Genomic DNA, 23590 nt, shown 5'->3' on the forward strand with positions numbered 1-23590 from the left:
GATGGCCGGAAACAGCCCTTCCGGATCGGCGCCCGACAGCGTGAACTCATCGGTATGGCAGATGCCGGTCGCCTTGATCTCGACCAGAACCTCGCCGTCGCGCGGCCCTTCGAGGTCCACCTCCATGATCTCGAGCGGCTTTCCGGCGGCAACGGCAACGGCGGCACGCGTCTTCATGAGGCACTCCTCCCAGGGCAATCGAAAAACTTCATGTTCCGGCGGACTTGACGTCCGCCGGACAACAAAAAATACCGTTTCCAAGCCATAGTGAGCTAGCAATAATCGAACGGTCTACCTCATAAGTCTATTCTACCAAGGTCCCCCCACCCTTCACCTGTTTCGAGGTGGCCACCCGATAGACGCGTTGCTTGATCTCGAGGATCAACCGGGAACTTTCCGCGCAGTTCGGCATGCCGCGATCCACTTGATCGCCGGCCGCCTTGCCGGCGGCGAATAGGACTAAAGCAGAAGTGGCAGGTCAGCTTACAAGGTTTGATAAATCCAACACGTCCGCTAAGTTTTCCGCGGGCACCTTGGCTTGGCGCCGGTCCGATAGGATTGGACCCGGCACGAGAGTGGGTAATGTTATCGATGACGAGCGCGGTGCCGAGCACTCTCACGACCTTTTTGTGCTTTCTTTTCCTGGCCGCCAACATTTCCGGTGCGCCGGCTCAGGAAGCGAGCAAGCAACCGGCCGCAACGGCCAAGTCTGAAAAGAAGATCACCGAAATCAAGATAGGCTATTTGCGGGCATACGCGCCGCAGCTGACGCTTTCCCTGCTCGACCTGCCGCCAAGGGACGAGGGTGTTGCCGGCGCCAAGGTGGCGATCAGCGACAATAATACGACAGGAACGTTCCTCGGCCAGAAATTCAGCCTCGACATCACCGAAATAAAGCCGAACGCCGATGTGGTTCAGGCATTCGACGACCTGATCGTCAAGGGCGACCGCTATGTGGTCGCGGACCTCTCGGCCAGGCAATTGCTGTCCATCGCCGACATCGCGCGCGACAAGGGCATGCTGATCTTCAACATCGGCGCCACCGACGACAGCCTGCGCGAGGAGGACTGCCGCATAAACGTCTTCCACATCGCGCCGACGCGCAGCATGCTGGCCGACGCGCTGGCGCAATATCTCATGGTGAAGAAGTGGCCGAACTGGGTGCTGCTCTACGGCTCGCATGAGCAGGACCATCTCTATGCCGATGCGTTGCGCCGCGCGGCTGCCCGTTTCGGTGGCCAGATCGTGGCGGAGAAGGAGTTCAAGGACTCCGGCACCGCCAGGCGCACCGACACCGGCGCCACGCAGATCCAGCAGCAGATTTCCGTGTTCACGCAGGACCTGCCGGAACACGACGTGGTGCTGGTCGCCGACGAGAGCGAGGTGTTCGGAACCTATGTGCCCTACCGCACCTGGACACCGCGCCCGGTCGCGGGCACGGCGGGGCTTGTCGCCTCGTCATGGCATCCCGCGAGTGAGCAGTGGGGCGGCATCCAGATGCAAAGCCGGTTCCTGAGGACGACGGGCCGGCGAATGTTGTCCAAGGACATGTCGGCCTGGACGGCCGTGCGGGCCGTCGGCGAAGCCACCACGCGCACCAATGGCGACGATCCGAAAAAGATCAGTGACTATATCCGCTCGGACGATTTCTCGGTCGCCGCCTTCAAGGGCCAGAAGCTGACCTTCCGCAAATGGAACCTTCAGTTGCGCCAGCCGATCCTGCTCAGCGACGCCAAGTCGGTCGTCTCGACCTCGCCGCAGGAGGGCTATCTCCATCAGGTTTCCGAGCTCGACACGCTCGGCGTCGACCAGCCGGAGACGAAATGCGCCCTTAAGTAAAAAGCAATCGGGAGGAAAATCGGTGCAAGGACGAGCTTGTGCACTCGCCTTTCTCGCGACCGGCCTCATGGCCGGTCCGGCATCGGCCTATACGGCCTATGTCTCCAACGAGAAGGACAACACCATGACCGTCGTCGACACGGCGACGATGAAGGTGATCAAGACCGTCGATGTCGGGCAGCGGCCGCGCGGCATCACGATTTCGCCCGACGGCAAGTTCGTCTATCTGTGCGCCAGCGACGACGACACGGTCCAGATCATCGATACGTCGAGCCTTCAAATCGTGGGCGATCTGCCCTCCGGGCCCGATCCTGAATTGTTCGTGCTCTCGCCTGATGGCAAGACGCTTTACATCGCCAACGAGGACGACAATCTGGTGACCGTCGTCGATGTCGCGAGCAAGGCGGTGCTCTCGGAGATCCCGGTCGGCGTCGAGCCGGAAGGCATGGGCGTCAGCCCCGACGGCAAGACCATGGTCAACACCTCCGAAACCACCAGCATGGCCCATTTCATCGACACGCAAAGCCATGAGGTGACCGACAACGTCCTGGTCGATACACGCCCGCGCTTCGCCGAATTCAAGCCCGACGGCTCTCAGATCTGGGTCAGCGCCGAGGTCGGCGGCACGGTAAGCGTCATCGACAACGCCAAGCGTCAGGTGGTGAAGAAAATCCAGTTCGCGATCAACGGATTGCGGGCCGAGACCATCCAGCCCGTCGGCATCGCCATAACCGCCGACGGCAAGAAGGCCTATGTCGCGCTCGGCCCGGCAAACCATGTCGCGGTGATCAACACCGAAACCTACGAAGTGGAAAGATATATCCTCGTCGGCCAGCGCGTCTGGCATCTCGCCTTCACCCCCGACCAGAAGACGCTGATCACCACGAACGGCAACTCGAACGACATCACCTTCATCGACACGGCGACCGATGAACCGGTCCAGTCGCTCACCGTCGGCCAGCAGCCCTGGGGCGTCGCCATATCGCCGAACTAGCGATGTCCCAAGCAAGCCAGGAAGTTCGTTCCATGAAGACCAGTCGCATGATTGCCTTCGCCGTTCTTGTCGGACTGGCGGTTGCCCCGCTCGCGGCCAGTGCCGACGACGATGATGCCCCGAAGGTGACGCGATCCAGCAAGAACCTCCCCGAGCTTGTCCTGGGCTCGGACAAATCCAGCTACGACGTCAATCGGACGGATTTCGAACTGGTCGCCGGCCAAGGCTATCGCTGGAAGATCACATCTCACGGCGGCTTCGAATACAAGTTCATGACCGATCTCTGGCGCAACGTCTGGATCGACCAGATCGTCATAAACGATCTCGAGGTGCACATGGCCGGCGCACCGGCCTGGCTCGAATTCGACGATGCGGGAACCATATTGGTTCAGTTCCACACCGTGCGCCCCGGCGAATACACGTGGTCCGTCCCCGACCTTGCCGACAAGGGCCTGAAGGGAAAGATCACAATCAAATGAAAACCGGCAAATGGGGACCGGGCGCACATGAGAACAGGGTGATGGGCGTGCAGCATGTACGGACAGGCGGTTCGGGAAATGAGGTGGCGGCGCTCGACGTCGTCGGCGTCAGCCATTCCTACGGTCCCAAACGGGCGCTGAACAACGTGTCCTTCTCGATCGCCCCGGCGACCTTCACGGTGCTGCTCGGCCTCAACGGGGCGGGCAAGACAACCTTGTTCTCGCTGATCAGCCACCTTTACGACACCCGCCATGGATCGATCCGCATCTTCGGCCATGACATCCGCCGCGCTTCCGGCGAAGCGCTCAGATGTGTCGGCATCGTGTTCCAGGCACGTACGCTCGACCTCGATCTCAGCGTGTACCAGAACCTCTCCTACCACGCCTCGCTGCACGGTATCGGCGGCGGCGAAGCCCGGCAGCGCATCGCCGCCCTGCTCGAAACGGTCGACATGCAGGGCCGTGAGCATGACAAGGCCCGTTCTCTCTCCGGCGGCCAGATGCGACGGATCGAAATCGCCAGGGCTCTGCTCCACCGCCCCTCCCTGCTGCTGCTCGACGAGGCGACCGTCGGTCTCGACGTCCAGTCGCGCGCCGGCATCCTGGCCACCATCCGCAGGCTCGTCGAAACCGAAGGCATCGGCGTTCTGTGGGCCACGCACCTGATCGACGAAGTCGACGACAGCGACCATGCCGTCGTGCTGCGACAGGGCAACCTTGTCGCCAGCGGCACGGTGTCCGATCTCATCCAGGCCAGCGGCGCCGGTTCGATCCGCGACGCCTTCTCGAAGCTCAACCGCGGCGAGACGACCGGCATTGCGGAGATTTCGCCATGAGCACGTCCGCGATGCCGCAAAAGGTCGCCTCCGTCACGCCGGTGAGGTCGGACGCGTTCGGTCTGCGCCACTATCTCGTCTGCCTCAAGGGCATCGTCCTGCGCGAGTGCCTGCGTTTCCTGCATCAACGCGAGCGCTTCATCTCCTCGCTGGTCAGGCCGCTCGTCTGGCTGTTCATCTTCGCCGCCGGCTTTCGCCAGGTGCTCGGGGTCTCGATCATACCGCCCTATAAAACCTACGTCCTTTACGAGGTCTACATCACGCCCGGCCTGTGCGGCATGATCCTTCTGTTCTCTGGCATGCAGTCTTCGCTGTCGATGGTCTACGACCGCGAGATGGGCAATATGCGCACCCTGCTTGTCAGCCCATTTCCGCGCTGGTTTCTGTTGGTGTCCAAGATGCTCGCCGGCGTCGCCGTATCGATCGCGCAGGTCTACGCGTTCCTGATCGTGGCCTGGTTCTGGGGCGTCAAGGCGCCGCCCCTTGGCTACCTGTTCGTGCTGCCGGCGCTGTTTCTGTCGGGCATGATGCTTTGCGCCCTCGGGATGCTTTTATCCTCGGTGATCAAGCAACTCGAAAACTTTGCCGGCATCATGAACTTCGTCATATTCCCTGGCTATTTCGCCTCACCCGCCTTGTATCCGTTGTGGCGCATCCAGGAAGCCAGCCCTCTCCTCTACAAGATCTGCATCGTCAATCCGTTCACCTACGCGGTCGAACTCATCCGCTTCGCCTTTTACGGGCAGATCGATTGGGTGTCGCTGGGCGTCGTCGCCGGATGCACGCTGCTGTTTCTGGCCGGAGCCATCATCGCCTACGACCCCTCGCGCGGCCTGATGACCCGCAAGCAGGATACGGGAGGAAATGCCTGATGACGGGAATGCTTGCTCGCAGCCTGGTTGTGGTCGCCATGCTAGCGCCGGGCGCGAATGCCGGGGCGGCGACCGCCGATCCGGGCTGGCCCTGCGTCCAGCGCAAGGTGCCGCAATTGTCGCTCGGCCAGGTCTGGAACGGGCCGGACCTTCCGCCGTCGGCCAAGGACTGGTCAAACGACTCATCGGTCTCCGCTCTTGTCGAGGACGTCTCGGCGCGGCGGCTGCCGCTCGGCGACGCTCAGAAGAAAATCAGGGATTTTGCGGCATCGCTTCCGGCCGAGCAGCTTGCGCCGAAAATGGCGATGCTCGTGCAGGGCATGTTCGACCACATGGACGCCGAGCGTTCGCACGTCATTTCCGGCATTTCCCGTTATGCCCACAGGCAGCTCGAAATGGCCGCCGACTTGCGCAAGCAAGCGTCCGACGTCGATGCGTTGCGGACAAAACCTGACGCGGATCAGGACGAGGTCGAGCGGCGGACCGACCAGCTAAATTTCGCGACGCGCATCTTCACGGAGCGCGCGCAATCACTGACCTACGTCTGTGACGTGCCGACGATAATCGAGCAGCGGCTTTACCAGCTGGCCAAGACCGTCTCGGAGACGCTTGCCACGAAGAAATAACTCCTCCTGGAATTGCTCTAGCTGCTCCGGCCGGGCAATACGCGCCAGCGCTGCACGAAATAGCCGGGATGTGTGTCCAGCCAATGCGCGACCAGCGGCTGTGCCTGCATGAAGGCCACTCCGGGATTCATGGCCAGGCCGTCCGCCATTTCCTCGCGTTGCTCACAGGTCTGCGGCACGGTCGTCATGCAGACCATCATCACGATTGTATAAAGCATTGCCCCTTCCCCTTCGAAATCCCGAACCCCACGCCGGGACGCATGCGATTTGCCTGCGGGTTTGGCTGCCCTTCCGCCTTGTGTGAATTGCTGCCCTACCCTTCCATCAGCAATATGCCATGCAGGCCTGCCGACCGCCATGGCGATGACCCATTGCTCACGCCCTTCCCCAACCTTTTCGCACGAACCCCGACAGCCGATATGTCAGGCGTTTCACTTGGGCCGCCTTGCAGGCGTTCTCGCTTGCCGTGTCGGCGCTGCTTCATCCGCTTCGGCATGTGGATACAGTTTGCCGAACAGGGGCAGGTAAGTCGCGCCCTTGCGCATCAGGAAATCGTTGAAGGTCGCCATCGCGGGCGAGATCACGTGATCGGTGCGCATCACCGAAAACCATTGCCGGCGGATCGGCATCCCGGCCACATCGAGAATGACGAGCCGACCGGCTTCCGTTTCCGCGGCGATGGTGTGGGCGGAGATGAAGGCAATGCCGAGACCTGCCATCACCGCCTGCTTGATCGTCTCGTTCGACCCCATCTCGACGCCGAGATCGTCGATCCGGCCAGGCACGTCGCTCAGGAATATCTCCAGCGAGATGCGCGTGCCCGAGCCTGGCTCGCGGATCAGGAAATGCTCCTCGGCGATCCTTTCCTTGGAAATGTCGCGTGCCGAAACCAGCTTGTGTTCGGGCGGCGCGATGATGACCAGCGGATGGTCGCCGAAGACCGAAGCCCGCACCGAAACTTCCTTGGGTGGACGGCCCATCAGCGCGATGTCGATGTCGTGATTCTTCAGCCTGTCGATCGTTTCGGCTCTATTGCCGATGGCAAGCCGCATGTCGATGTCGGGATGCTCCTTCATGAAGCCGGCCATCAGCCGCGGCGCGAAATATTTGGCGGTGGAGACGACGCCGAGCCTCAGGCTGCCGGCGCGCACGCCCTTGATGGCGTCCATCTCGTCCTCGAGCATGCGCAACCGCTCCTCGATGGCCTGCGCGGCCTCGACGAAGGCCAGCCCTGCGGTAGTAGGACGCATGCCGTCCGACGTCCGGTCGAACAAGGCCAGCTGGAACTCCTCCTCCACTTGTCGCAACTGGATCGTAACCGCTGGAGGAGAGAGGCCTAACACCTTGGCCGCGCTCACGATTTTCCCGTGGCTGACGATGGCCTGGACGGTCTTGAATTGCTTGAGCGTGAGAGTCCTCATGCAGCATACTAAATTATTTTTAGCGCCAAGGTAAAGTTATTGAATTTTACTTATCTTGGACCGTTTGGTTTCATCTCTCCATCCGGCGCCTGGGAAATACGCCGGACCGGGAGGTTACGATGCCAGCGGCAACGCTCGACGCTTTTCTGAACTCCTATCTCGGCGATCAGCCGGACGAACGCCGATCCGCGGTCGTCGCCACCGTCCGTCAGTTCACGCAGGCGGCTACCAAGGTCCGCAATGCCATCAACCAGGGAGCGCTCGGCGCCGCTTTTGCCGGGACCCGAGGCGCCAATGCCGACGGCGATGTCCAGAAGGATCTCGACGTCTTTGCCGACGACATCTTCCTCGACGCCATGCGTCGCGCCCCGGTCGCGCTCTATGCCTCCGAGGAGCTGGAGCAGCCTGTCCTGCTCGACAGGCAAGCCCCCCTCGCCGTCGCCATTGACCCGCTGGACGGCTCCTCCAACATCGACACCAACGTGTCGGTCGGAACGATTTTCTCGCTCCTCCCTGCAACTGGCGCGCCGGACGCCGATCCGGCCGCCTCCTTTTTGCAGGCAGGCGCGAACATGCTGGGCGCCGGCTTCTTTATCTACGGGCCGCAGTTGGCGCTCGTTCTGTCGCTCGGCAGCGGCACGCACGTCTTCGTGCATTCGACCAGGCTAGGCACCTTCGTCCAGGCCTACGAAAGCCGGATCATTCCGGAGCGGACCCAGGAGTTCGCCATCAACGCCGCCAACTACCGCCACTGGGACGAGGCGGTGCGCCTCTATGTCGACGACTGCCTGGAAGGCACCGAAGGCCCACGGGAGAAGGATTTCAACATGCGCTGGATCGCCTCTTTGGTTGCCGAATGCTACCGCATATTGATGCGCGGCGGCGTGTTTCTGTATCCCGGCGACCAACGCCGGGGTTACAGCCAGGGACGGCTCCGGCTGGTCTATGAGGCCAATCCGATTGCCTATCTGATCGAACAGGCGGCCGGTGCCGCGACCGATGCGATCACCCGCATCCTGGAAATCGAACCCGAGAGCCTGCATCAGCGCGTACCCGTGGTCTTCGGATCCGCGCGGGAAGTCGCGCGGATCGCCCGCTACCACACCGAGCCCAGCGCCATCGGCGAGCGTGCGCCGCTGTTCAGCCGCCGCGGACTCTTCAGGGCCTGAGCGGAACCATGTCGGCGAAGCACCCCATCATCACCATCACCGGATCGTCGGGCGCGGGCACGACCTCGGTCAAGCGCATCTTCGAGATGATCTTCCGGCGCGAGAACATCGAGGCTGCCTTCATCGAAGGCGACGCCTTTCATCGCTACGATCGCGCTGCGATGAAGGTGGAGGTCGCCAAGCAGGAAAAGGCAGGCAACCCGAACTTCACCCACTTCCATGCCGAGGCCAACGAGCTCGATATCCTCGAGGAGGTTTTCGAGGAATATGGCCGCCGGGGGAGCGGGAAGACCCGCACCTACATCCATGACGAGGATGAGGAGAAGCAGTACGGCACACCGCCCGGCCATTTCACCGAATGGCGCGAATTCGCACCGAGCGACCTGCTCTTCTACGAAGGCCTGCATGGCTGCGTCGTCACCGAAAAGATCAATCTGGCCAGGCACGCGGACCTCAAGATCGGCGTGGTGCCGGTCATAAATCTCGAATGGATCCAGAAGATCCATCGCGACCGCGCCACGCGCGGCTATTCCACCGAGGCGGTGATGGACGTGATCCTGCGCCGCATGCCGGACTATGTCCGCTACATCGTCCCGCAATTCTCGCAGACCGCGATCAATTTCCAGCGCGTGCCGATCGTCGACACGTCGAACCCGTTCATCGCGCGCTGGATTCCGACCCCCGACGAATCGATGCTGGTGATCCGCTTCGCCAATCCTCGCGGCATCGATTTCCCTTACCTGCTTTCAATGATCCACGACTCCTTCATGTCGCGGCCGAATTCCATAGTGGTGCCGGGCAACAAGCTCGACCTTGCCATGCAGCTGATCCTGACGCCGCTCATCCTGCAATTGATCGAACGCAAGAAACGTGTGTCGTGAGGAGGATGCCATGACCAGCCTGGCAGCATTGAAGTCCGCAGCCGCCGTGTCCGAGCGCGACATGGCGAACGCCATCCGCGCGCTGGCCATGGACAGCGTGCAGAAGGCCAGTTCCGGACATCCGGGCATGCCGATGGGCATGGCCGATGTCGCGACGGTGTTGTTCAGCCGCTTCATCGCCATAGACCCGGCGGCGCCGGATTGGCCCGATCGCGACCGCTTCGTGCTTTCGGCCGGGCACGGCTCGATGCTGCAATATGCGCTGCATTACCTGCTCGGCTACCAGGACATGCCGATCGAGGAGTTGCAGCGGTTCCGTCAGCTGGGCAGCCGTACCGCCGGGCATCCGGAGCATGGCCACGCGCTTGGCATCGAGACGACCACCGGCCCGCTCGGGCAAGGCATTTCGACCGCTGTCGGCATGGCGCTGGCCGAGCGCATGCTTGCCGCCCGCCACGGCGCCGATCTCGTCGACCACTACACCTATGTGATCGCCGGCGACGGCTGCCTGCAGGAAGGCATCAGCCACGAGGCGATCGACCTCGCGGGTCACCTGAAGCTCTCCCGCCTGATCGTGCTTTGGGACGACAACGCGATCTCCATCGACGGACCGACCTCGCTGTCGACATCGATGGATCAGCCGGCCCGGTTCAAAGCCGCCGGATGGCATGTGCAGTCGGTGGACGGCCATGACATGGAAGCCGTCGCCACGGCGATCGAGGCAGCACAGCATTCGGATCAGCCATCCCTGATCGCCTGCCGTACGGTGATCGGCAAGGGCGCCCCCAATCTCGGCGGTTCGGAAAAGACGCATGGCGCGCCGCTGGGCGATGCGGAGATCGCCGCGACGCGCGAAAACATCGGCTGGGCCCACGCGCCGTTCGACGTGCCGCACGACATCCTTTCGGCTTGGCGCGAGATCGCCGAACGCGGCCAGGCGGCGCGGCGCGCTTGGGAGCGGCGGCTTGCCGCCTCGGCGCGCCGCGAAGATTTCGAGCGCGCGCTTTCCGGCAAGCTGCCCGATGCGGTCTTCGAAGCGTTGAACGCCTTCCGCGCGGAGCACGTCGAGAAGGCGACCAAGGTCGCAACGCGCAAGGCCTCCGAAATGGCGCTCGCCGCGATCAACGGCGCAACCGAGCTGACAGTCGGCGGCTCCGCCGATCTGACCCATTCGAACCTGACGATCACCAAAGGCATGGATCGCATAGCGCCGGGCGACTATGCAGGCCGCTATATTCATTACGGCATTCGCGAGCACGGCATGGCCGCGGCCATGAACGGCATCGCCCTGCATGGCGGGTTCATACCTTATGGCGGCACTTTCCTGTGCTTCGCCGACTATGCTCGCGGCGCGATGCGGCTCTCGGCGCTCATGAGCCAGCGCGTCGTCTATGTGATGACGCACGATTCCATCGGCCTCGGCGAGGACGGACCGACCCATCAGCCCGTCGAGCACCTAGCGATGCTGCGGGCCACGCCGAACCTCAATGTCTTCCGCCCGGCCGACATCATCGAAACGGCGGAGTGCTGGGAACTGGCGCTGAAGAGCGGGAAGCGGCCAAGCGTGCTCGCGCTCTCGCGCCAGAACCTGCCGACGCTGCGCCAGGTACATGGCCACGGGAACCGGTCCGGCCGCGGCGCTTACGTCTTGCGCGAGCCATCCGCGCATCGCGCCGTGACGCTGATCGCCACCGGCTCGGAGGTCGAGATCGCCGTTGCCGCCGCCGAACGGCTGGAAACCCAGCACGGCGTCGCCGCCGCGGTCGTCTCGATGCCGTGCTGGGAATTGTTCGAGGAACAGGAAGCCGACTACCGCAAGTCCGTCCTCGGCTCGGCGCCGCGCGTCGCCATCGAGGCGGCCGCCCGTCTCGGCTGGGACCGCTGGATCGGCGACACAGGCGCTTTTGTCGGCATGACCGGCTTCGGCGCCAGTGCCCCCGCCCCTGACCTGTATCGGCATTTCGGCATCACACCCGAAGCCGTCGCCGCGGCGGCGCTGAAACTCATCATCTAGGAGGACCGACAATGGCCCGCATCACCCTTCGCCAGCTCCTCGACCATGCCGCCGAGCACGGTTACGGCGTGCCGGCATTCAACATCAACAACATGGAACAGGGCCTCGCCATCATGGAGGCGGCCAGGGCCTGCGACGCGCCGGTGATCATCCAGGCTTCGCGCGGCGCCCGCTCCTATGCCAACGACATCATGCTGTCCAGGATGATGGAGGCGTTGACCGAGATCCATCCGGCCATTCCGCTGTGCATCCATCAGGATCACGGCAACAACGAAGCCACCTGCCTTTCGGCGATCCGCCACGGCTTCACCTCGGTGATGATGGACGGGTCGTTGATGGCGGACGCCAAGACCCCGGCGAGCTACGACTACAACGTCGCCATCACCGAACGCGTCGCGCGCATGGCGCATTGGGTCGGCGCTTCCGTCGAAGGCGAGCTCGGCGTGCTCGGCTCACTGGAAACCGGCCAGGGCGAAGCGGAGGACGGTCACGGAGCGGAGGGCGCGCTGTCGCACGACCAGCTCCTGACCGATCCCGATCAGGCGGTCGACTTCGTGACCGCCACTCGCGTCGATGCGCTCGCCATCGCCTGCGGCACCTCCCACGGCGCCTACAAGTTCACGCGCAAGCCGGACGGCGACATCCTGGCCATGCAGGTGATCGAGGCGATCCACGAGAAGCTGCCTAACACGCATCTGGTCATGCACGGTTCGTCCTCCGTGCCGCAGGAGCTGCAGGACATTATTAACAAGTACGGCGGCGAGATGCCCCAGACCTTCGGCGTTCCGGTCGAGGAGATCGAGCGCGGCATCCGCTACGGCGTGCGCAAGGTCAACATCGACACCGATTGCCGCATGGCCATGGCCGGGCAGTTCCGCCGCGTCGCGACGCAGGATCCGCGTGAATTCGATCCGCGAAAATTCCTGAAGCCCGCCATGGACGCCTTGCGCGACCTCTGCCGCGATCGCTTCGAACGCTTCGGCACCGCGGGCAACGCCTCGAAGATCAAGGTCGTCGCCATGGACGAGATGGCCAAGCGCTACGCCGCGGGAAAGCTCGACCCGCAGATCGCAACCGCGAAAGCCGCCTGAGCGGCGGTCCGCCAAGCAAGGAAAGGACCAGACTCATGCCCAACAAATCCGAGACCGTGACCGGCAAGGACCGCTACAGATCCGGTGTGATGGAATACAAGAAGATGGGCTATTGGGAGCCCGACTACGAGCCCAAGGACACCGACATACTCTCGGTGTTCAGGATCACGCCGCAGGACGGCGTCGACCCGATTGAGGCCGCCGCGGCAGTCGCCGGCGAATCCTCGACCGCAACCTGGACTGTGGTCTGGACGGACCGGCTGACGGCGAGCGAAAAATACCGCGCCAAGGCTTATCGGGTCGACCCCGTGCCGAACGCGCCCGGACAGTACTTCGCCTATATCGCCTACGATCTCGACCTGTTCGAGCCGGGTTCGATCGCCAATCTTTCGGCATCGATCATCGGCAACGTCTTCGGCTTCAAGCCGTTGAAGGCATTGCGGCTGGAGGACATGCGTTTTCCCGTCGCCTATGTGAAGACCTTCCAGGGTCCGGCGACCGGCATCGTCGTCGAGCGCGAGCGCCTCGACAAGTTCGGCCGCCCGCTGCTCGGCGCCACCGTCAAGCCGAAGCTCGGCCTTTCCGGCCGCAATTACGGCCGTGTCGTCTACGAGGCGCTGAAAGGCGGGCTCGATTTCACCAAGGACGACGAAAACATCAACTCGCAGCCCTTCATGCATTGGCGTGAGCGGTTCCTCTACTGCATGGAGGCGGTCAACAAGGCGCAGGCCGAGACCGGCGAGATCAAGGGGACCTATCTCAACGTCACCGCGGCCACCATGGAGGACATGTACGAACGGGCCGACTTCGCCAGGGAGCTCGGCTCCAACATCGTCATGATCGACCTCGTGATCGGCTACACGGCGATCCAGTCGATGGCGAAGTGGGCGCGCAGGAACGACATGATTCTGCACCTGCATCGCGCCGGGCACTCGACCTACACGCGGCAGAAGTCGCACGGCGTTTCCTTCCGCGTCATCGCCAAATGGATGCGGCTTGCCGGCGTCGATCACATCCATGCCGGCACCGTCGTCGGCAAGCTCGAAGGCGATCCGGCGACGACAAGGGGCTACTACGACATCTGCCGCGAGGACCATAACCCGATGCGGCTGGAGAACGGCATCTTCTTCGACCAGCACTGGGCCTCGCTCAACAAGCTGATGCCGGTGGCGTCGGGCGGCATCCATGCCGGCCAGATGCATCAGCTCATCGACCTGCTCGGCGAGGATGTCGTGCTCCAGTTCGGCGGCGGCACGATCGGCCATCCGATGGGGATCGCGGCCGGCGCCACCGCCAACAGGGTAGCTCTCGAAGCGATGATCCTCGCCCGCAACGAGGGTCGCGACTACCTGCGGGAAGGGCCTGAGATCCTCGAGCGCGCCGCCCGCTCATGCCTGCCTCTGCGACAGGCTCTCGACGTCTGGAAGGACGTGACATTCAACTACGCCTCGACCGACACGCCGGACTTCGTTCCGGTGGCAACAGCCGCCGAATAAGGAGACAGACAATGCGCATAACCCAAGGGGCCTTTTCCTTCCTGCCCGACCTGACCGACGATCAGATCCGCGCGCAGGTGCAGTATTGCATCGACAACAAATGGGCCGTCAGCCTCGAGTTCACCGACGACCCGCACCCGCGCAACACCTATTGGGACATGTGGGGCCACCCGATGTTCGACAATCCGGACGCGGCGGCGCTGATGATGGAGCTCAACGCATGCCGCAAGCTCTATGGCGATCGCTATATCCGCGTCGTCGCCTTCGATTCCTCGCAGGGCTGGGAATCGGTGAAGCTCTCCTTCATCGTGAACCGCCCGGACGAGGAACCCGGCTACCGACTCGACAGGCAGGAAACCGCGGGCCGCATGATCCGCTACACCACCAGGCCCTACGCCGCCGACAGGCCGGCCGGGGCGAGATACGGCTAATCATCGCGACAGGAGGAAAATACCATGCCGGCGCCAGCCTTAGCCGAAACGCAAGTGCCGCAAGCCGCCGCCCCGGCGGCGATCGATCTGCGCGAGGAATTCGAAACGTCCGGCGTCAAGGACGTCCTGGCCGAGCTCGACCGCGATCTGATCGGGCTCGCCCCGGTCAAGCGACGCATCCGCGAGACGGCGGCGCTCCTGCTGGTCGAGCGGGCCCGCCGCCGCATGGGCCTCGCGCACGAAACGCCGACGCTGCATATGAGCTTCACCGGCAATCCGGGCACCGGCAAGACGACCGTCGCGCTGCGCATGGCCGACCTGCTGCATCGCCTGGGCTATATCCGCAAGGGCCATCTGGTTTCGGTTACCCGCGACGATCTGGTCGGCCAGTATATCGGCCATACGGCCCCCAAGACCAAGGAGATCCTGAAGAAGGCAATGGGCGGCGTGCTGTTCATCGACGAGGCCTATTATCTCTATCGCCCTGAGAACGAACGGGATTACGGCCAGGAAGCGATCGAGATCCTGCTGCAGGTGATGGAGAACCAGCGCGACGATCTCGTCGTCGTCCTCGCCGGCTATGCGCAGCGCATGGATCGCTTCTTCGAAAGCAATCCGGGATTCCGTTCACGCGTTGCCCACCACATCGACTTTCCCGATTATTCCGACGACGAGCTTCTTAGGATCGCGGAACAAATGCTCGAAAAGCAAAACTACCTGTTCGACACCGAGGCAACCGCCGCAATGGCCGACTACATCGCGCGCCGCCGCGCACAACCGCATTTCGCCAATGCCCGCTCGATCCGCAACGCGCTCGACCGGACACGGCTGCGGCAGGCCAATCGCCTGTTCGAGAGCGCCAAGGGACCGCTCGACGCCAAGGCGCTGTCGACGATCTCCGCCGAGGACATCACCGCCAGCCGTGTCTTCACGCTGCCCGCCGGGGAAGGAGAAGGCAAATGACCGCAAAGACCATCATCGCCCCTTCCGTTCTGTCGTCGGATTTCTCGCGGCTCGGCGACGAGGTCGAAGCGGTCGCGCGGGCGGGCGCCGACTGGATCCATCTCGACGTGATGGACGGACATTTCGTGCCCAACATCACCTTCGGCCCGCCGGTGATCAAGGCGATCCGCAACCGAACCGACAAGATCTTCGACTGTCATCTGATGATCGCGCCGGCCGATCCCTATCTCGCCGCCTTCGCCGACGCCGGTTGCGACATCATCACGGTGCACGCCGAGGCCGGGCCGCATCTCGACCGCTCGCTGCAGGCGATCAGGAACCTCGGCAAGAAGGCCGGCGTGTCGCTCAACCCGTCGACGCCGGAAAGCGTCATCGAATATGTCCTCGACCGGCTCGACCTGGTGCTTTTGATGACCGTCAATCCGGGTTTCGGCGGTCAGGCCTTCATTTCGGCGGTCATCGACAAGGTCAGGCGTGTCAAGGCGCTCGTCGGCCAGCGTCCGATCGACATCGAGATCGACGGCGGCGTCACGCCCGAGACGGCTCCCCTTGTTACCGCGGCCGGCGCCAATGTGCTTGTCGCCGGCTCCGCCGTTTTCAAGGGTGGCGCCGAGGCCGCCTATCGCGCCAATATCGGCGCGATCAGACAGGCGGCCGACGGAGCGGTCCGGCGAGCCGCATGAACCACCTGCGGAGGATGACATGGCGGCAATCCCACCGGTCTGCGATTTCGGCTGGCAAGGCGTCGACGCCGTCTTGCCCGGCATCGACGGCAGATCGCATTCGATCTTAGGCCAGGCCGGACCCAACGGGCTGGTCGTCGCCTTCATCTGCAATCACTGCCCCTATGTGAAGGCGGTGATTTCGCGCATCGTGCGCGACGCCAACGACCTCAAGGCCGAGGGTATCGGCTTTGTTGCGGTCAACGCCAACGATGCCGACGCCTATCCTGACGATGGCTTCGACAACATGAAGCTCTTCGCCAGGGCGAACGCCTTCACCTTCCCGTATCTCCATGACGAGTCGCAGGCGGTGGCGTGCGCCTATGGCGCCGTGTGCACCCCGGATTTCTTCGGCCTCAACGGCGAACTGACGCTGCAATATCGTGGCCGGCTGGATGCATCGCGACGCGAGGCCGGACAGCCTGGGCTGAGACGCGATCTGCTGGAGGCGATGAAGCAGGTTGCCCGAACGGGTAACGGTCCGCGCGACCAGATCGCTTCGATCGGCTGCTCGATCAAATGGAAGGAAGCCGCATGAAAGACGCAAGCAAGCCGTTTGGGTCGCCAAGGGCGATCCTGTTCGATCTCGACGGCACGCTGATCGATTCGGCGCCCGACATCGCGGCGGCTGTGAACGAGCTGCTGGCCGGCCGCGATCTGCCGCCGCTCAGCGTGGATCGGGTCAGGGCGATGATCGGCGGCGGTGTCATGAAATTGGTCGAGCGGGCTTTCGCCGCCTCGGGGTCGCCGCTTGCCGGCAGCGTTCTCGAGGAAGCCAATCGCGACATGGCGCCGATCTACCGCAGACATCTGACCGGGCTGACGAAGCTGATGCCTGGCGTCAGGGAAGTTCTCACCCACTTCCATCTGAACGGAACGGCCATGGGCGTTGCCACCAACAAGCCGCAATTGGCGACGCGCGAAATCCTGCTGCATTTCCACTTGACGGAATATCTCGGCGCGATCGTCGGCGGAGATGCCGTGACAAACCTGAAACCGGCGCCTGACGCTCTGCTTCTGGCGCTCGACCAGCTTGGCGTCGAACCATACGAGGCGCTGATGGTTGGAGACAGCATCAGCGACGTCGGCGCCGCGCGCGCGGCCGGCATGCCGGTCGTTCTGCTGCGCGGCGGCTACACCCATGTCCCCGTCGAGGAGCTGGGCGCGGACCTCGTATGCGACAGCTTGCTCGATCTGCCTTCCGCCATGCGGAGGCTGCGTGACGCCGCGTAGAGCGGCTCGGCGATTCTATCAACGCTGAACCGCTCTAGGCCGTCACTTCGAGAATTGCTTGAGATAGGCGATGACGTTGGCCACGTCCTTGTCGTCCTTGAGGCCGGCAAACGCCATCTTCGTGCCTTTCACCATGGCCTTTGGATCATGGAGATAGGTCGTCAGCGTCGGCTCGTCCCATTTGACGCCGGACTTTCCGGCCGCGACCATGGCCTGGGAATAGCTGAATCCCGGATGCGTGCCGGCCGTGCGGCCGATGACGCCGTTCAACGACGGACCGACCTTGTTCTGGTCCTTGTCCGCGACGTGGCAGACCTTGCATTTGGTGAAGACCTTCTCGCCTGCCGCCGCATCCTGCGCGTAGGATTGGTCCGTAATGAAAGTAACCAGAAATATGGCGGCGAAAAATGCGATAGCGCGCATGGCAATTCCTCATTAATCGTCAAATCCCCGGCACGAGCAAAAAGCTAACCGGCGGATGGCGGAAGTCAATCATACGAAGGTCCAGACTGCCGCACCCGAGAGAGCCCATCCTGTACTTTCGACTTTGTTGACGGTCCTGGGGCGAGCGCGTAGCTTCAGGCCGTTCTGGATTCCCAAGGGCACCTCGGGACACCGGTCAGGCTGGTTTTATCCAGGCTGGGATTTGCCCAGGCAATGGGGGCGGCGGCATTTCGCCAGAGCGGGCGTTTTCGCGCGCGCAAGAGGTGCTGAATGAATTTGGTCGACCTCATATTGACGGTTTGCCTGAGTGCCAATCCCGGCGATTGCCGAGACGAGCATCTCTATTTTGAAAGCCGCGGCTCCCTGTTCCAATGCATGATGCTGGCGCCCAGCGAAATCGCGAAATGGTCGCAGGAACACCCGGCCTTGAAGGTCAGGCGCTGGAAATGCGCTTTCCCAACGAAGGACCGGGCAATCTGACCGGCGCCCTGGTTTGTTGCAGTCCCGGGAGGACGCATCATGATTTCGCGGCGGGAAGCGCTCCGTCTGGCGGCTCTTGGAACGGCGGCGATTGTCGGCTCACACGCCGTTGACGCCTCCGCCGCGTCAAAGCTTCGCATCGGCGTGCTGAAGTTCGGCACGGTGAGCTGGGAGCTTGATACGCTGAAGCAGCACAAGTTCGACGCCGCCAACGGGATCGATCTGGACGTCATCAATTTCGCCGGGGAGGATGCGACCAATGTGGCGATGCTGGCAGGCGCGATCGACGTGATCGTGACCGATTGGCTGTGGGTCTCGCGCCAGCGCTCGGTGGGCGGCGACGTGACATTGGCCCCCTATTCGACCGCCGTCGGGGCGATCATGGTGAAGGACGCGTCGCCGATCCGCACGGTCGCAGACCTCAAGGGGAAGAAGATCGGCGTCGCCGGCGGAGCCATCGACAAGAGCTGGCTGCTGATACAGGCGCTAGCCAGGCGCGATCACGGCATCGACCTGCCGGCGGTCAGCGATGTCGTCTTTGGCGCGCCGCCGCTGATTTCGCAAAAGGCCATTCAGGGCGAGCTCGATGCGGTGCTCAATTTCTGGCACTTCTGCGCCAGGCTCGAGGCCGACGGCTTTCGTCGGCTGATCGGCGCCGGCGACGCGCAGATGGCGCTCGGAGCATCGGGGCCGGTATCCGCGCTTGGCTATGTCTTCCACGACAAATGGGCGAACGACAATCCGCAAGCCGTCCGCGGCTTCCTCAAGGCTTCCGCGCAGGCCAAGGATCTGCTGGCAAGGTCCGACGAAGAGTGGCTGCGCCTCGCGCCGGTCATCCGCGCCGACGGCAAGGAGCTGGCCAAGCTGCGCGACCGCTACCGCGAGGGCATCCCCAGGCGTCCGGTCGCCGAGGAGGCGGTCGATGCCGGCAGGCTCTATCGGGTGCTGGCCCGAATCGGCGGCGAAAAGCTGGTCGGCAGCGCGCCGGAGATGGCGCCCGGCACATTCTGGCGGGAGCCGCCGCAATGACCGCAAGAGACGGCGGCGATCGCACGCTCGGCGAAGCGGCCGGCATCTCCAGCCGTTCCGGCTCCGCTGCGACGCTGATGCCCGCGCTGACGGTGACAGTCTCCTTGCTCGGGCTTGGCCTGCTGTGGAGCCTGGCGGCGAATACCTGGCCGAGTCCCGCCTTTCCGGGACCAGGTGAGGTCTGGCAGGTGTTGCTGAGAGAGGCGGCGAGCGGCGACCTTTTCTACCACCTCGGCGCAACGCTGGGCCGGGTCGCCGCGGCGTATCTCGTCGCGATGATCGTCGGATCGGCGATCGGCATCCTCCTGGGCAGCTACCGCCGCGCGGACCGGTTCTTCAACCCCTGGGTCATCCTGTTCCTCAACATCCCCGCGCTGGTGGTCATCGTGCTGGCCTATATCTGGTTCGGCCTCAACGAGGCGGCGGCGATAAGCGCGGTCGCCGTGAACAAGATCCCGAATGTCGTGGTGACCATGCGCGAGGGCGCCAGGGCGCTGGACCCGAGTTACGCCGAAATGGCGGCCGTCTACCGCTTCGGTCCCCTCGACCGCCTTCGCCATATCCTGCTGCCGCAATTGCAGCCCTATCTGGCCGCGGCCTCGCGCTCCGGTATCGCTCTCATCTGGAAGATCGTTCTGGTGGTCGAACTGCTCGGCCGCTCCAACGGCGTCGGCTTTCAGATCCACCTCTATTTCCAGCTTTTCGACGTCGCCGCCATTCTTGCCTACACGCTGGCATTCGTGGCGGTGATGCTCGTGATCGAACTTCTTCTGGTGCAGCCCGTTGAACGACATGCAACCCGTTGGCGCCGCCGCTCCGCTTAGGGTCGACATCGCCGAAAAAACCTTCAGGTCCGCGCAGGGCGTCTCGGTCATGGCGCTGAAGAACCTTTCCTTCGAGGTCCAACAAGGCGAATTCGCTTGCCTGCTCGGGCCATCGGGCTGCGGCAAGACCACGACGCTGCGCATTCTGCTTGGGCTCGACAGGCAGTTCTCCGGTTCTTTCCAGCTGCCCGAAGGCGGCTCGAACCGCATAGCCGCCGTGTTCCAGGAACCCACCTTGCTGCCCTGGCGCACGGTGGAACAGAACGTCAGGCTAGCACTGCCGAAAGACCTGCGCGCGAAAAATCTCGACGCGCTGTTTGACACGCTCGGTCTCGCCGGCATGCGCTCGCTCTATCCGGCGGAGCTTTCGCTAGGCCTTGCGCGAAGGGCGGCGCTCGCGCGCGCCTTCGCGACCGAGCCGGCGGTGCTGTTCCTCGACGAGCCTTTCGTCTCGCTCGACGGACCGACCGCCGGGCAACTCCGGCGCCTGCTTCTCGACGTCTGGTCGGCCAGGCCCACGACCGCCCTGATGGTGACACACAACCTGACCGAGGCGCTAACGCTGGCGGACCGCATCATCGTGCTTGCGCCGCGGCCCTCGCACGTGCTCGGCGTTTTCGACATAGGGCTGCCCCGGCAACACCGCGGCCCCGAGGCGACGAACGGCCTTTTGCGATCGTTCCATCAGAAATTTCCGGGCGTGGCCTGACCGCCTGGTCTATGCAGTTCCAGACGGAAACCGCCGCAGCTTGCCTAGATGCTTCAGAAGCAGCGCACGTCGGCTTCGGCCTGCGCCTGCTTCAGCTCCGTCCGCGCGGCCTTCGCCGGCGCGCTTTCGCGGAACAGACCTGCATTCTCGCCTGTCGTCAGGGACAGGCTCTTGAAGGTCTCGGCCCTCTCATAATGGTCGTAAGGGAGGATCGAGGCGATGACGTCGATCGAGCATGAACAACTCTCCAGCGCCTGACGCGTCTGGCCGTTCGTCTGCATGCAGCCGAGCACGTAGTCGACAATCGTCGCCGTCGGGTAGTCCCCCGCGGTGCCGGCCGGGTTTGCAAGGACCATTGCCGGCGAAAAGAGGAGCGGAAGGATCGAAAATCCAACATATCTGACCATGAGAAATTCCTCCTATTGCCCGCGCGCGCTGCAGCGAGGCAGCACCATCGTGCCCAGTTGGCGGCATGCCGCAAGCCCGGTCAAGTTCTCACCGTCCCGGTATAGGACCAAAGGAGGAATGCCTTGCCCACCGACGGCAGCTCTCCAAAGCAGCTTCACGGCTCGTCCCAGCGCCCATCTTAGCGAGTATTTTTTCATAGCCAGATCAATGCGGACAACCAGAGATATCAAGCGAAACGAGACACAAGAATATTTAGAAATATACTTAGAAGTTTATCACGCCTATAATACGATCATATTAGATATTGCGTATGAAATCATTCGATTTTAAACTTCTAACCATGGTGAAATTTTGAATGTCTTTTTTCTCTAAATTTTATATTGCGTCGCACTAGATAAATGCTGCAGCGCACAATTCAGGCGGGGGTTTTTCCTTGCCTGACATTTTGCAATGACATAGCCTTACCCTGTTTCCGGCTTCAAGGACATCGCTGTAACAAGGGAGCGGCGGCAGTCTTTCGTAGGCCAACCGGGCGGGTGCAGGCTAGGCTGATTTGGTAGAGGATAGGAAAGTTCCTCTGCTACTTGCAGTTTAGGTCGTGACAGCTGCCGGAAATACTTCCCAATACCAATCGCCTGAACAAGCTCTTGCGAGCTTGATTGCCGATTTCTTGTTGTCAACATGGGAGGAATTTGATGCGCGCACTTACTCAAGCCACCTACATCGCAACAACCGCCGCGCTACTGTCGTTAGGCGCACTCTATACAGCGTCAGCCAACGAAGACCTCGTGAAGATGGCCGAAAATCCGAAAGACTGGGTGATGCAGACTGGCGACTACGCCAACACCCGGTATACCAAGCTCAAGCAGATCACCAAGGAAAACGTGAAGAACCTGCAGGTCAAATGGACCTTCTCGACCGGCGTGCTGCGCGGACACGAGGGCGGACCGCTGATCATCGGCAACGTCATGTATGTTCACACACCGTTCCCGAACACCGTCTTCGCCCTCGATCTCGACAATGACGGGAAGATCCTCTGGAAGTACGAACCCAAGCAAGACACCAACGTCATTCCGATCATGTGCTGCGACACGGTCAATCGCGGCGTCGCCTACGGAGACGGCAAGATCATTCTCAACCAGGCCGACACCACCGTCGTTGCGCTCGATGCCAAGACCGGCAAGGTCGTGTGGTCGGTCAAGAACGGCGAACAGACCGACGGCGGCAAGGGTGAGTCCGGCACATCGGCGCCGGTGGTCATCAAGGACAAGGTCCTCGTCGGCGTATCCGGCGCGGAATTCGGCGTCCGCGGCTGGCTGGCCGCCTACAATCTGAAAGACGGCAAGCTCGCCTGGAAGGCTTATTCGGAAGGTCCGGATGCGGACACCTTGCTCGATCCCGAGAAGACCACGCAGCTCGGCAAGCCGGTGGGAAAGGACTCCGGCACGAATACCTGGGAAGGCGAGCAGTGGAAGACGGGCGGCGGCACGACCTGGGGATGGTATTCCTACGATCCCAAGCTGAACCTCGTCTACTACGGCACCGGCAATCCCTCGACCTGGAACCCGGTCCAGCGCCCCGGAGACAATCGCTGGTCGATGACCATCTTCGCCCGCGATGCCGACACCGGCGTGGCCAAATGGGTCTACCAGATGACCCCGCATGACGAATGGGACTTTGACGGCATCAACGAGATGATTCTCGTCGACGGCATGGAGGTCAAAGGCAAAAAGCACGATGTGCTGGTGCATTTCGACCGCAACGGCTTCGCCTACACCATGGATCGCGCCAACGGCGAACTTCTCGTCGCCAAGAAGTACGACCCGGCGGTGAACTGGGCGACCGAAGTCAATATGGACCCCAACAGCAAGGAATACGGCCGCCCGCAGGTCGTGGCGAAATATTCGACGCAGCAGAACGGCGAAGACACCAACTCGACGGGTATCTGCCCGGCAGCGCTTGGAACCAAGGACCAGCAGCCGGCCGCCTACTCGCCGAAGACCGGGCTGTTCTATGTGCCGACCAACCACGTCTGCATGGATTATGAGCCGTATAAGGTGAGCTACACGGCCGGCCAGCCTTATGTGGGCGCTACGGTGTCGATGTATCCGGCGCCTGGCGGCGACGGCAACATGGGCAACTTCATTGCCTGGGATGCCGCCAAGGGTGAGATCGTCTGGTCGAAGCCCGAGCAGTTCTCGGTGTGGTCGGGCGCTCTGGCGACCGCTGGCGACGTCATCTTCTACGGGACGCTCGAAGGCTACATCAAGGCAGTCGATGAGCACGGCAAGGAACTTTACAAGTTCAAGACCCCGTCCGGCATCATCGGCAATGTCACGCCCTTCGAGCATGACGGCAAGCAGTACATCGCCGTTCTGTCCGGTGTCGGCGGATGGGCAGGTATCGGCCTCGCCGGCGGACTGCTGTCACCCGACAACGCCGCCGCTTGGCATGGCGCCGTCGATCAGGGCCGCGCGCAGGGCGATCAGGCCGCGGTCGTTGGAACGGCCGGTCTCGGAGCGGTCGGTGGCTACGCGGCACTCGCCGACTACACGACGCTGGGCGGCCAGCTCACCGTCTTCGGTCTTCCGGATTGATATCCCGGGAAAACCTTAAGACCGAAGGCTGA

24 protein-coding genes and 1 pseudogene are annotated in these 23590 nt (G+C 62.7%); 20 read left to right on the forward strand and 5 right to left on the reverse strand.

The features are described from left to right. Positions 1 to 177 (reverse strand): annotated as a pseudogene (locus tag FJ417_RS16160) (alcohol dehydrogenase catalytic domain-containing protein); the annotation flags it as partial. 414 nt (positions 178 to 591) lie between these two features. Here FJ417_RS16160 and FJ417_RS16165 point away from each other — a divergent pair. The 6 genes from FJ417_RS16165 to FJ417_RS16190 all read left to right on the forward strand — a co-directional run bounded on the left by FJ417_RS16165 (position 592) and on the right by FJ417_RS16190 (position 5646). Further along, positions 592 to 1839 (forward strand): ABC transporter substrate-binding protein, encoded by a 1248-nt coding sequence (locus FJ417_RS16165; protein ID WP_140784234.1) that lies wholly within the window; start codon positions 592 to 594, stop codon positions 1837 to 1839. Positions 1840 to 1906: 67 nt separating this feature from the next. Next, positions 1907 to 2833 (forward strand): YVTN family beta-propeller repeat protein, encoded by a 927-nt coding sequence (locus FJ417_RS16170; protein WP_181183233.1) that lies wholly within the window; start codon positions 1907 to 1909, stop codon positions 2831 to 2833. Positions 2834 to 2865: 32 nt separating this feature from the next. Next, positions 2866 to 3312, forward strand: coding sequence for a hypothetical protein (locus FJ417_RS16175; protein WP_140784147.1), 447 nt, complete (start codon positions 2866 to 2868; stop codon positions 3310 to 3312). Next, positions 3309 to 4148 (forward strand): ATP-binding cassette domain-containing protein, encoded by an 840-nt coding sequence (locus FJ417_RS16180; protein WP_246687469.1) that lies wholly within the window; start codon positions 3309 to 3311, stop codon positions 4146 to 4148. The genes FJ417_RS16175 and FJ417_RS16180 overlap by 4 nt, the downstream gene beginning before the upstream one ends. 11 nt (positions 4149 to 4159) lie before the next feature. Further along, positions 4160 to 5020: an ABC transporter permease gene (locus FJ417_RS16185; RefSeq protein WP_181183235.1), complete on the forward strand. Its 861-nt coding sequence runs from the start codon at positions 4160 to 4162 to the stop codon at positions 5018 to 5020. After that, positions 5020 to 5646: a hypothetical protein gene (locus FJ417_RS16190; protein WP_140784149.1), complete on the forward strand. Its 627-nt coding sequence runs from the start codon at positions 5020 to 5022 to the stop codon at positions 5644 to 5646. The genes FJ417_RS16185 and FJ417_RS16190 overlap by 1 nt, the downstream gene beginning before the upstream one ends. A 17-nt stretch (positions 5647 to 5663) precedes the next feature. On the opposite strand, the gene FJ417_RS16195 is transcribed toward FJ417_RS16190, so the two are convergent. After that, positions 5664 to 5864, reverse strand: coding sequence for a hypothetical protein (locus FJ417_RS16195; RefSeq protein WP_140640301.1), 201 nt, complete (start codon positions 5862 to 5864; stop codon positions 5664 to 5666). Positions 5865 to 6077: 213 nt separating this feature from the next. Further along, positions 6078 to 7067, reverse strand: a complete 990-nt coding sequence (locus FJ417_RS16200; protein WP_140640303.1) for a LysR family transcriptional regulator — start codon at positions 7065 to 7067, stop codon at positions 6078 to 6080. Positions 7068 to 7186: 119 nt separating this feature from the next. On the opposite strand from FJ417_RS16200, the gene FJ417_RS16205 reads away from it, so the two are divergent. Genes FJ417_RS16205 through gph form a run of 10 tightly spaced genes read left to right on the forward strand, consistent with a single transcriptional unit; the run spans position 7187 to position 17067 of the window. Then, positions 7187 to 8236 carry a class 1 fructose-bisphosphatase gene (locus FJ417_RS16205; protein ID WP_140652887.1) on the forward strand — a complete coding sequence of 350 codons (1050 nt, stop codon included), beginning with the start codon at positions 7187 to 7189 and terminating at the stop codon, positions 8234 to 8236. Positions 8237 to 8244: 8 nt separating this feature from the next. Further along, positions 8245 to 9117, forward strand: coding sequence for a phosphoribulokinase (locus FJ417_RS16210; protein ID WP_140784150.1), 873 nt, complete (start codon positions 8245 to 8247; stop codon positions 9115 to 9117). Between the two features lie 10 nt (positions 9118 to 9127). Continuing rightward, entirely contained in the window at positions 9128 to 11131 is a 2004-nt protein-coding gene (tkt, locus tag FJ417_RS16215; RefSeq protein WP_140784151.1) for a transketolase, read from the forward strand. An 11-nt stretch (positions 11132 to 11142) separates the two neighbouring features. Further along, positions 11143 to 12222, forward strand: a complete 1080-nt coding sequence (fba, locus tag FJ417_RS16220; RefSeq protein ID WP_140784152.1) for a class II fructose-bisphosphate aldolase — start codon at positions 11143 to 11145, stop codon at positions 12220 to 12222. A 35-nt stretch (positions 12223 to 12257) separates the two neighbouring features. Continuing rightward, a complete protein-coding gene (locus FJ417_RS16225; RefSeq protein WP_140784153.1) occupies positions 12258 to 13718 on the forward strand; it encodes a form I ribulose bisphosphate carboxylase large subunit in 1461 nt (486 codons plus the stop codon). A gap of 11 nt (positions 13719 to 13729) precedes the next feature. Further along, positions 13730 to 14149: a ribulose bisphosphate carboxylase small subunit gene (locus tag FJ417_RS16230; RefSeq protein ID WP_140784154.1), complete on the forward strand. Its 420-nt coding sequence runs from the start codon at positions 13730 to 13732 to the stop codon at positions 14147 to 14149. Between the two features lie 24 nt (positions 14150 to 14173). After that, positions 14174 to 15112, forward strand: coding sequence for a CbbX protein (gene cbbX, locus FJ417_RS16235; RefSeq protein WP_140784155.1), 939 nt, complete (start codon positions 14174 to 14176; stop codon positions 15110 to 15112). Beyond that, on the forward strand, positions 15109 to 15795 hold the full coding sequence (gene rpe / locus FJ417_RS16240; RefSeq protein ID WP_140677572.1) for a ribulose-phosphate 3-epimerase: 687 nt from the start codon (positions 15109 to 15111) through the stop codon (positions 15793 to 15795). The genes cbbX and rpe overlap by 4 nt, the downstream gene beginning before the upstream one ends. A 19-nt stretch (positions 15796 to 15814) precedes the next feature. Continuing rightward, the gene (locus tag FJ417_RS16245; protein WP_140784156.1) at positions 15815 to 16372 is read left to right on the forward strand and encodes a thioredoxin family protein; all 558 of its coding nucleotides are present in this window, start codon (positions 15815 to 15817) and stop codon (positions 16370 to 16372) included. After that, positions 16369 to 17067: a phosphoglycolate phosphatase gene (gene gph / locus FJ417_RS16250; RefSeq protein WP_140784157.1), complete on the forward strand. Its 699-nt coding sequence runs from the start codon at positions 16369 to 16371 to the stop codon at positions 17065 to 17067. Before FJ417_RS16245 ends, gph begins: the two co-directional genes overlap by 4 nt. Positions 17068 to 17109: 42 nt before the next feature. Here the strand turns inward: gph and FJ417_RS16255 are convergent, their stop codons facing one another. Continuing rightward, positions 17110 to 17490, reverse strand: a complete 381-nt coding sequence (locus FJ417_RS16255; RefSeq protein ID WP_140640321.1) for a cytochrome c family protein — start codon at positions 17488 to 17490, stop codon at positions 17110 to 17112. Positions 17491 to 18030: 540 nt separating this feature from the next. Here FJ417_RS16255 and FJ417_RS16265 point away from each other — a divergent pair. The 3 genes from FJ417_RS16265 (at position 18031) to FJ417_RS16275 (ending at position 20553) form a co-directional block, all read left to right on the forward strand. Further along, entirely contained in the window at positions 18031 to 19020 is a 990-nt protein-coding gene (locus tag FJ417_RS16265; protein WP_210240650.1) for an ABC transporter substrate-binding protein, read from the forward strand. Positions 19021 to 19097: 77 nt separating this feature from the next. Beyond that, positions 19098 to 19844 (forward strand): ABC transporter permease, encoded by a 747-nt coding sequence (locus FJ417_RS16270; RefSeq protein WP_140784236.1) that lies wholly within the window; start codon positions 19098 to 19100, stop codon positions 19842 to 19844. After that, positions 19813 to 20553 carry an ATP-binding cassette domain-containing protein gene (locus FJ417_RS16275; RefSeq protein WP_140784237.1) on the forward strand — a complete coding sequence of 247 codons (741 nt, stop codon included), beginning with the start codon at positions 19813 to 19815 and terminating at the stop codon, positions 20551 to 20553. The genes FJ417_RS16270 and FJ417_RS16275 overlap by 32 nt, the downstream gene beginning before the upstream one ends. Before the next feature lie 53 nt (positions 20554 to 20606). Here the strand turns inward: FJ417_RS16275 and FJ417_RS16280 are convergent, their stop codons facing one another. After that, entirely contained in the window at positions 20607 to 20960 is a 354-nt protein-coding gene (locus FJ417_RS16280; RefSeq protein WP_140784160.1) for a hypothetical protein, read from the reverse strand. 696 nt (positions 20961 to 21656) lie between these two features. Here FJ417_RS16280 and FJ417_RS16285 point away from each other — a divergent pair. Further along, on the forward strand, positions 21657 to 23558 hold the full coding sequence (locus tag FJ417_RS16285) for a methanol/ethanol family PQQ-dependent dehydrogenase (protein WP_140784161.1): 1902 nt from the start codon (positions 21657 to 21659) through the stop codon (positions 23556 to 23558). Positions 23559 to 23590 lie beyond the last annotated feature (32 nt).

The sequence above is a fragment of the Mesorhizobium sp. B3-1-7 genome (assembly GCF_006439385.1).
Lineage (GTDB): Bacteria > Pseudomonadota > Alphaproteobacteria > Rhizobiales > Rhizobiaceae > Mesorhizobium.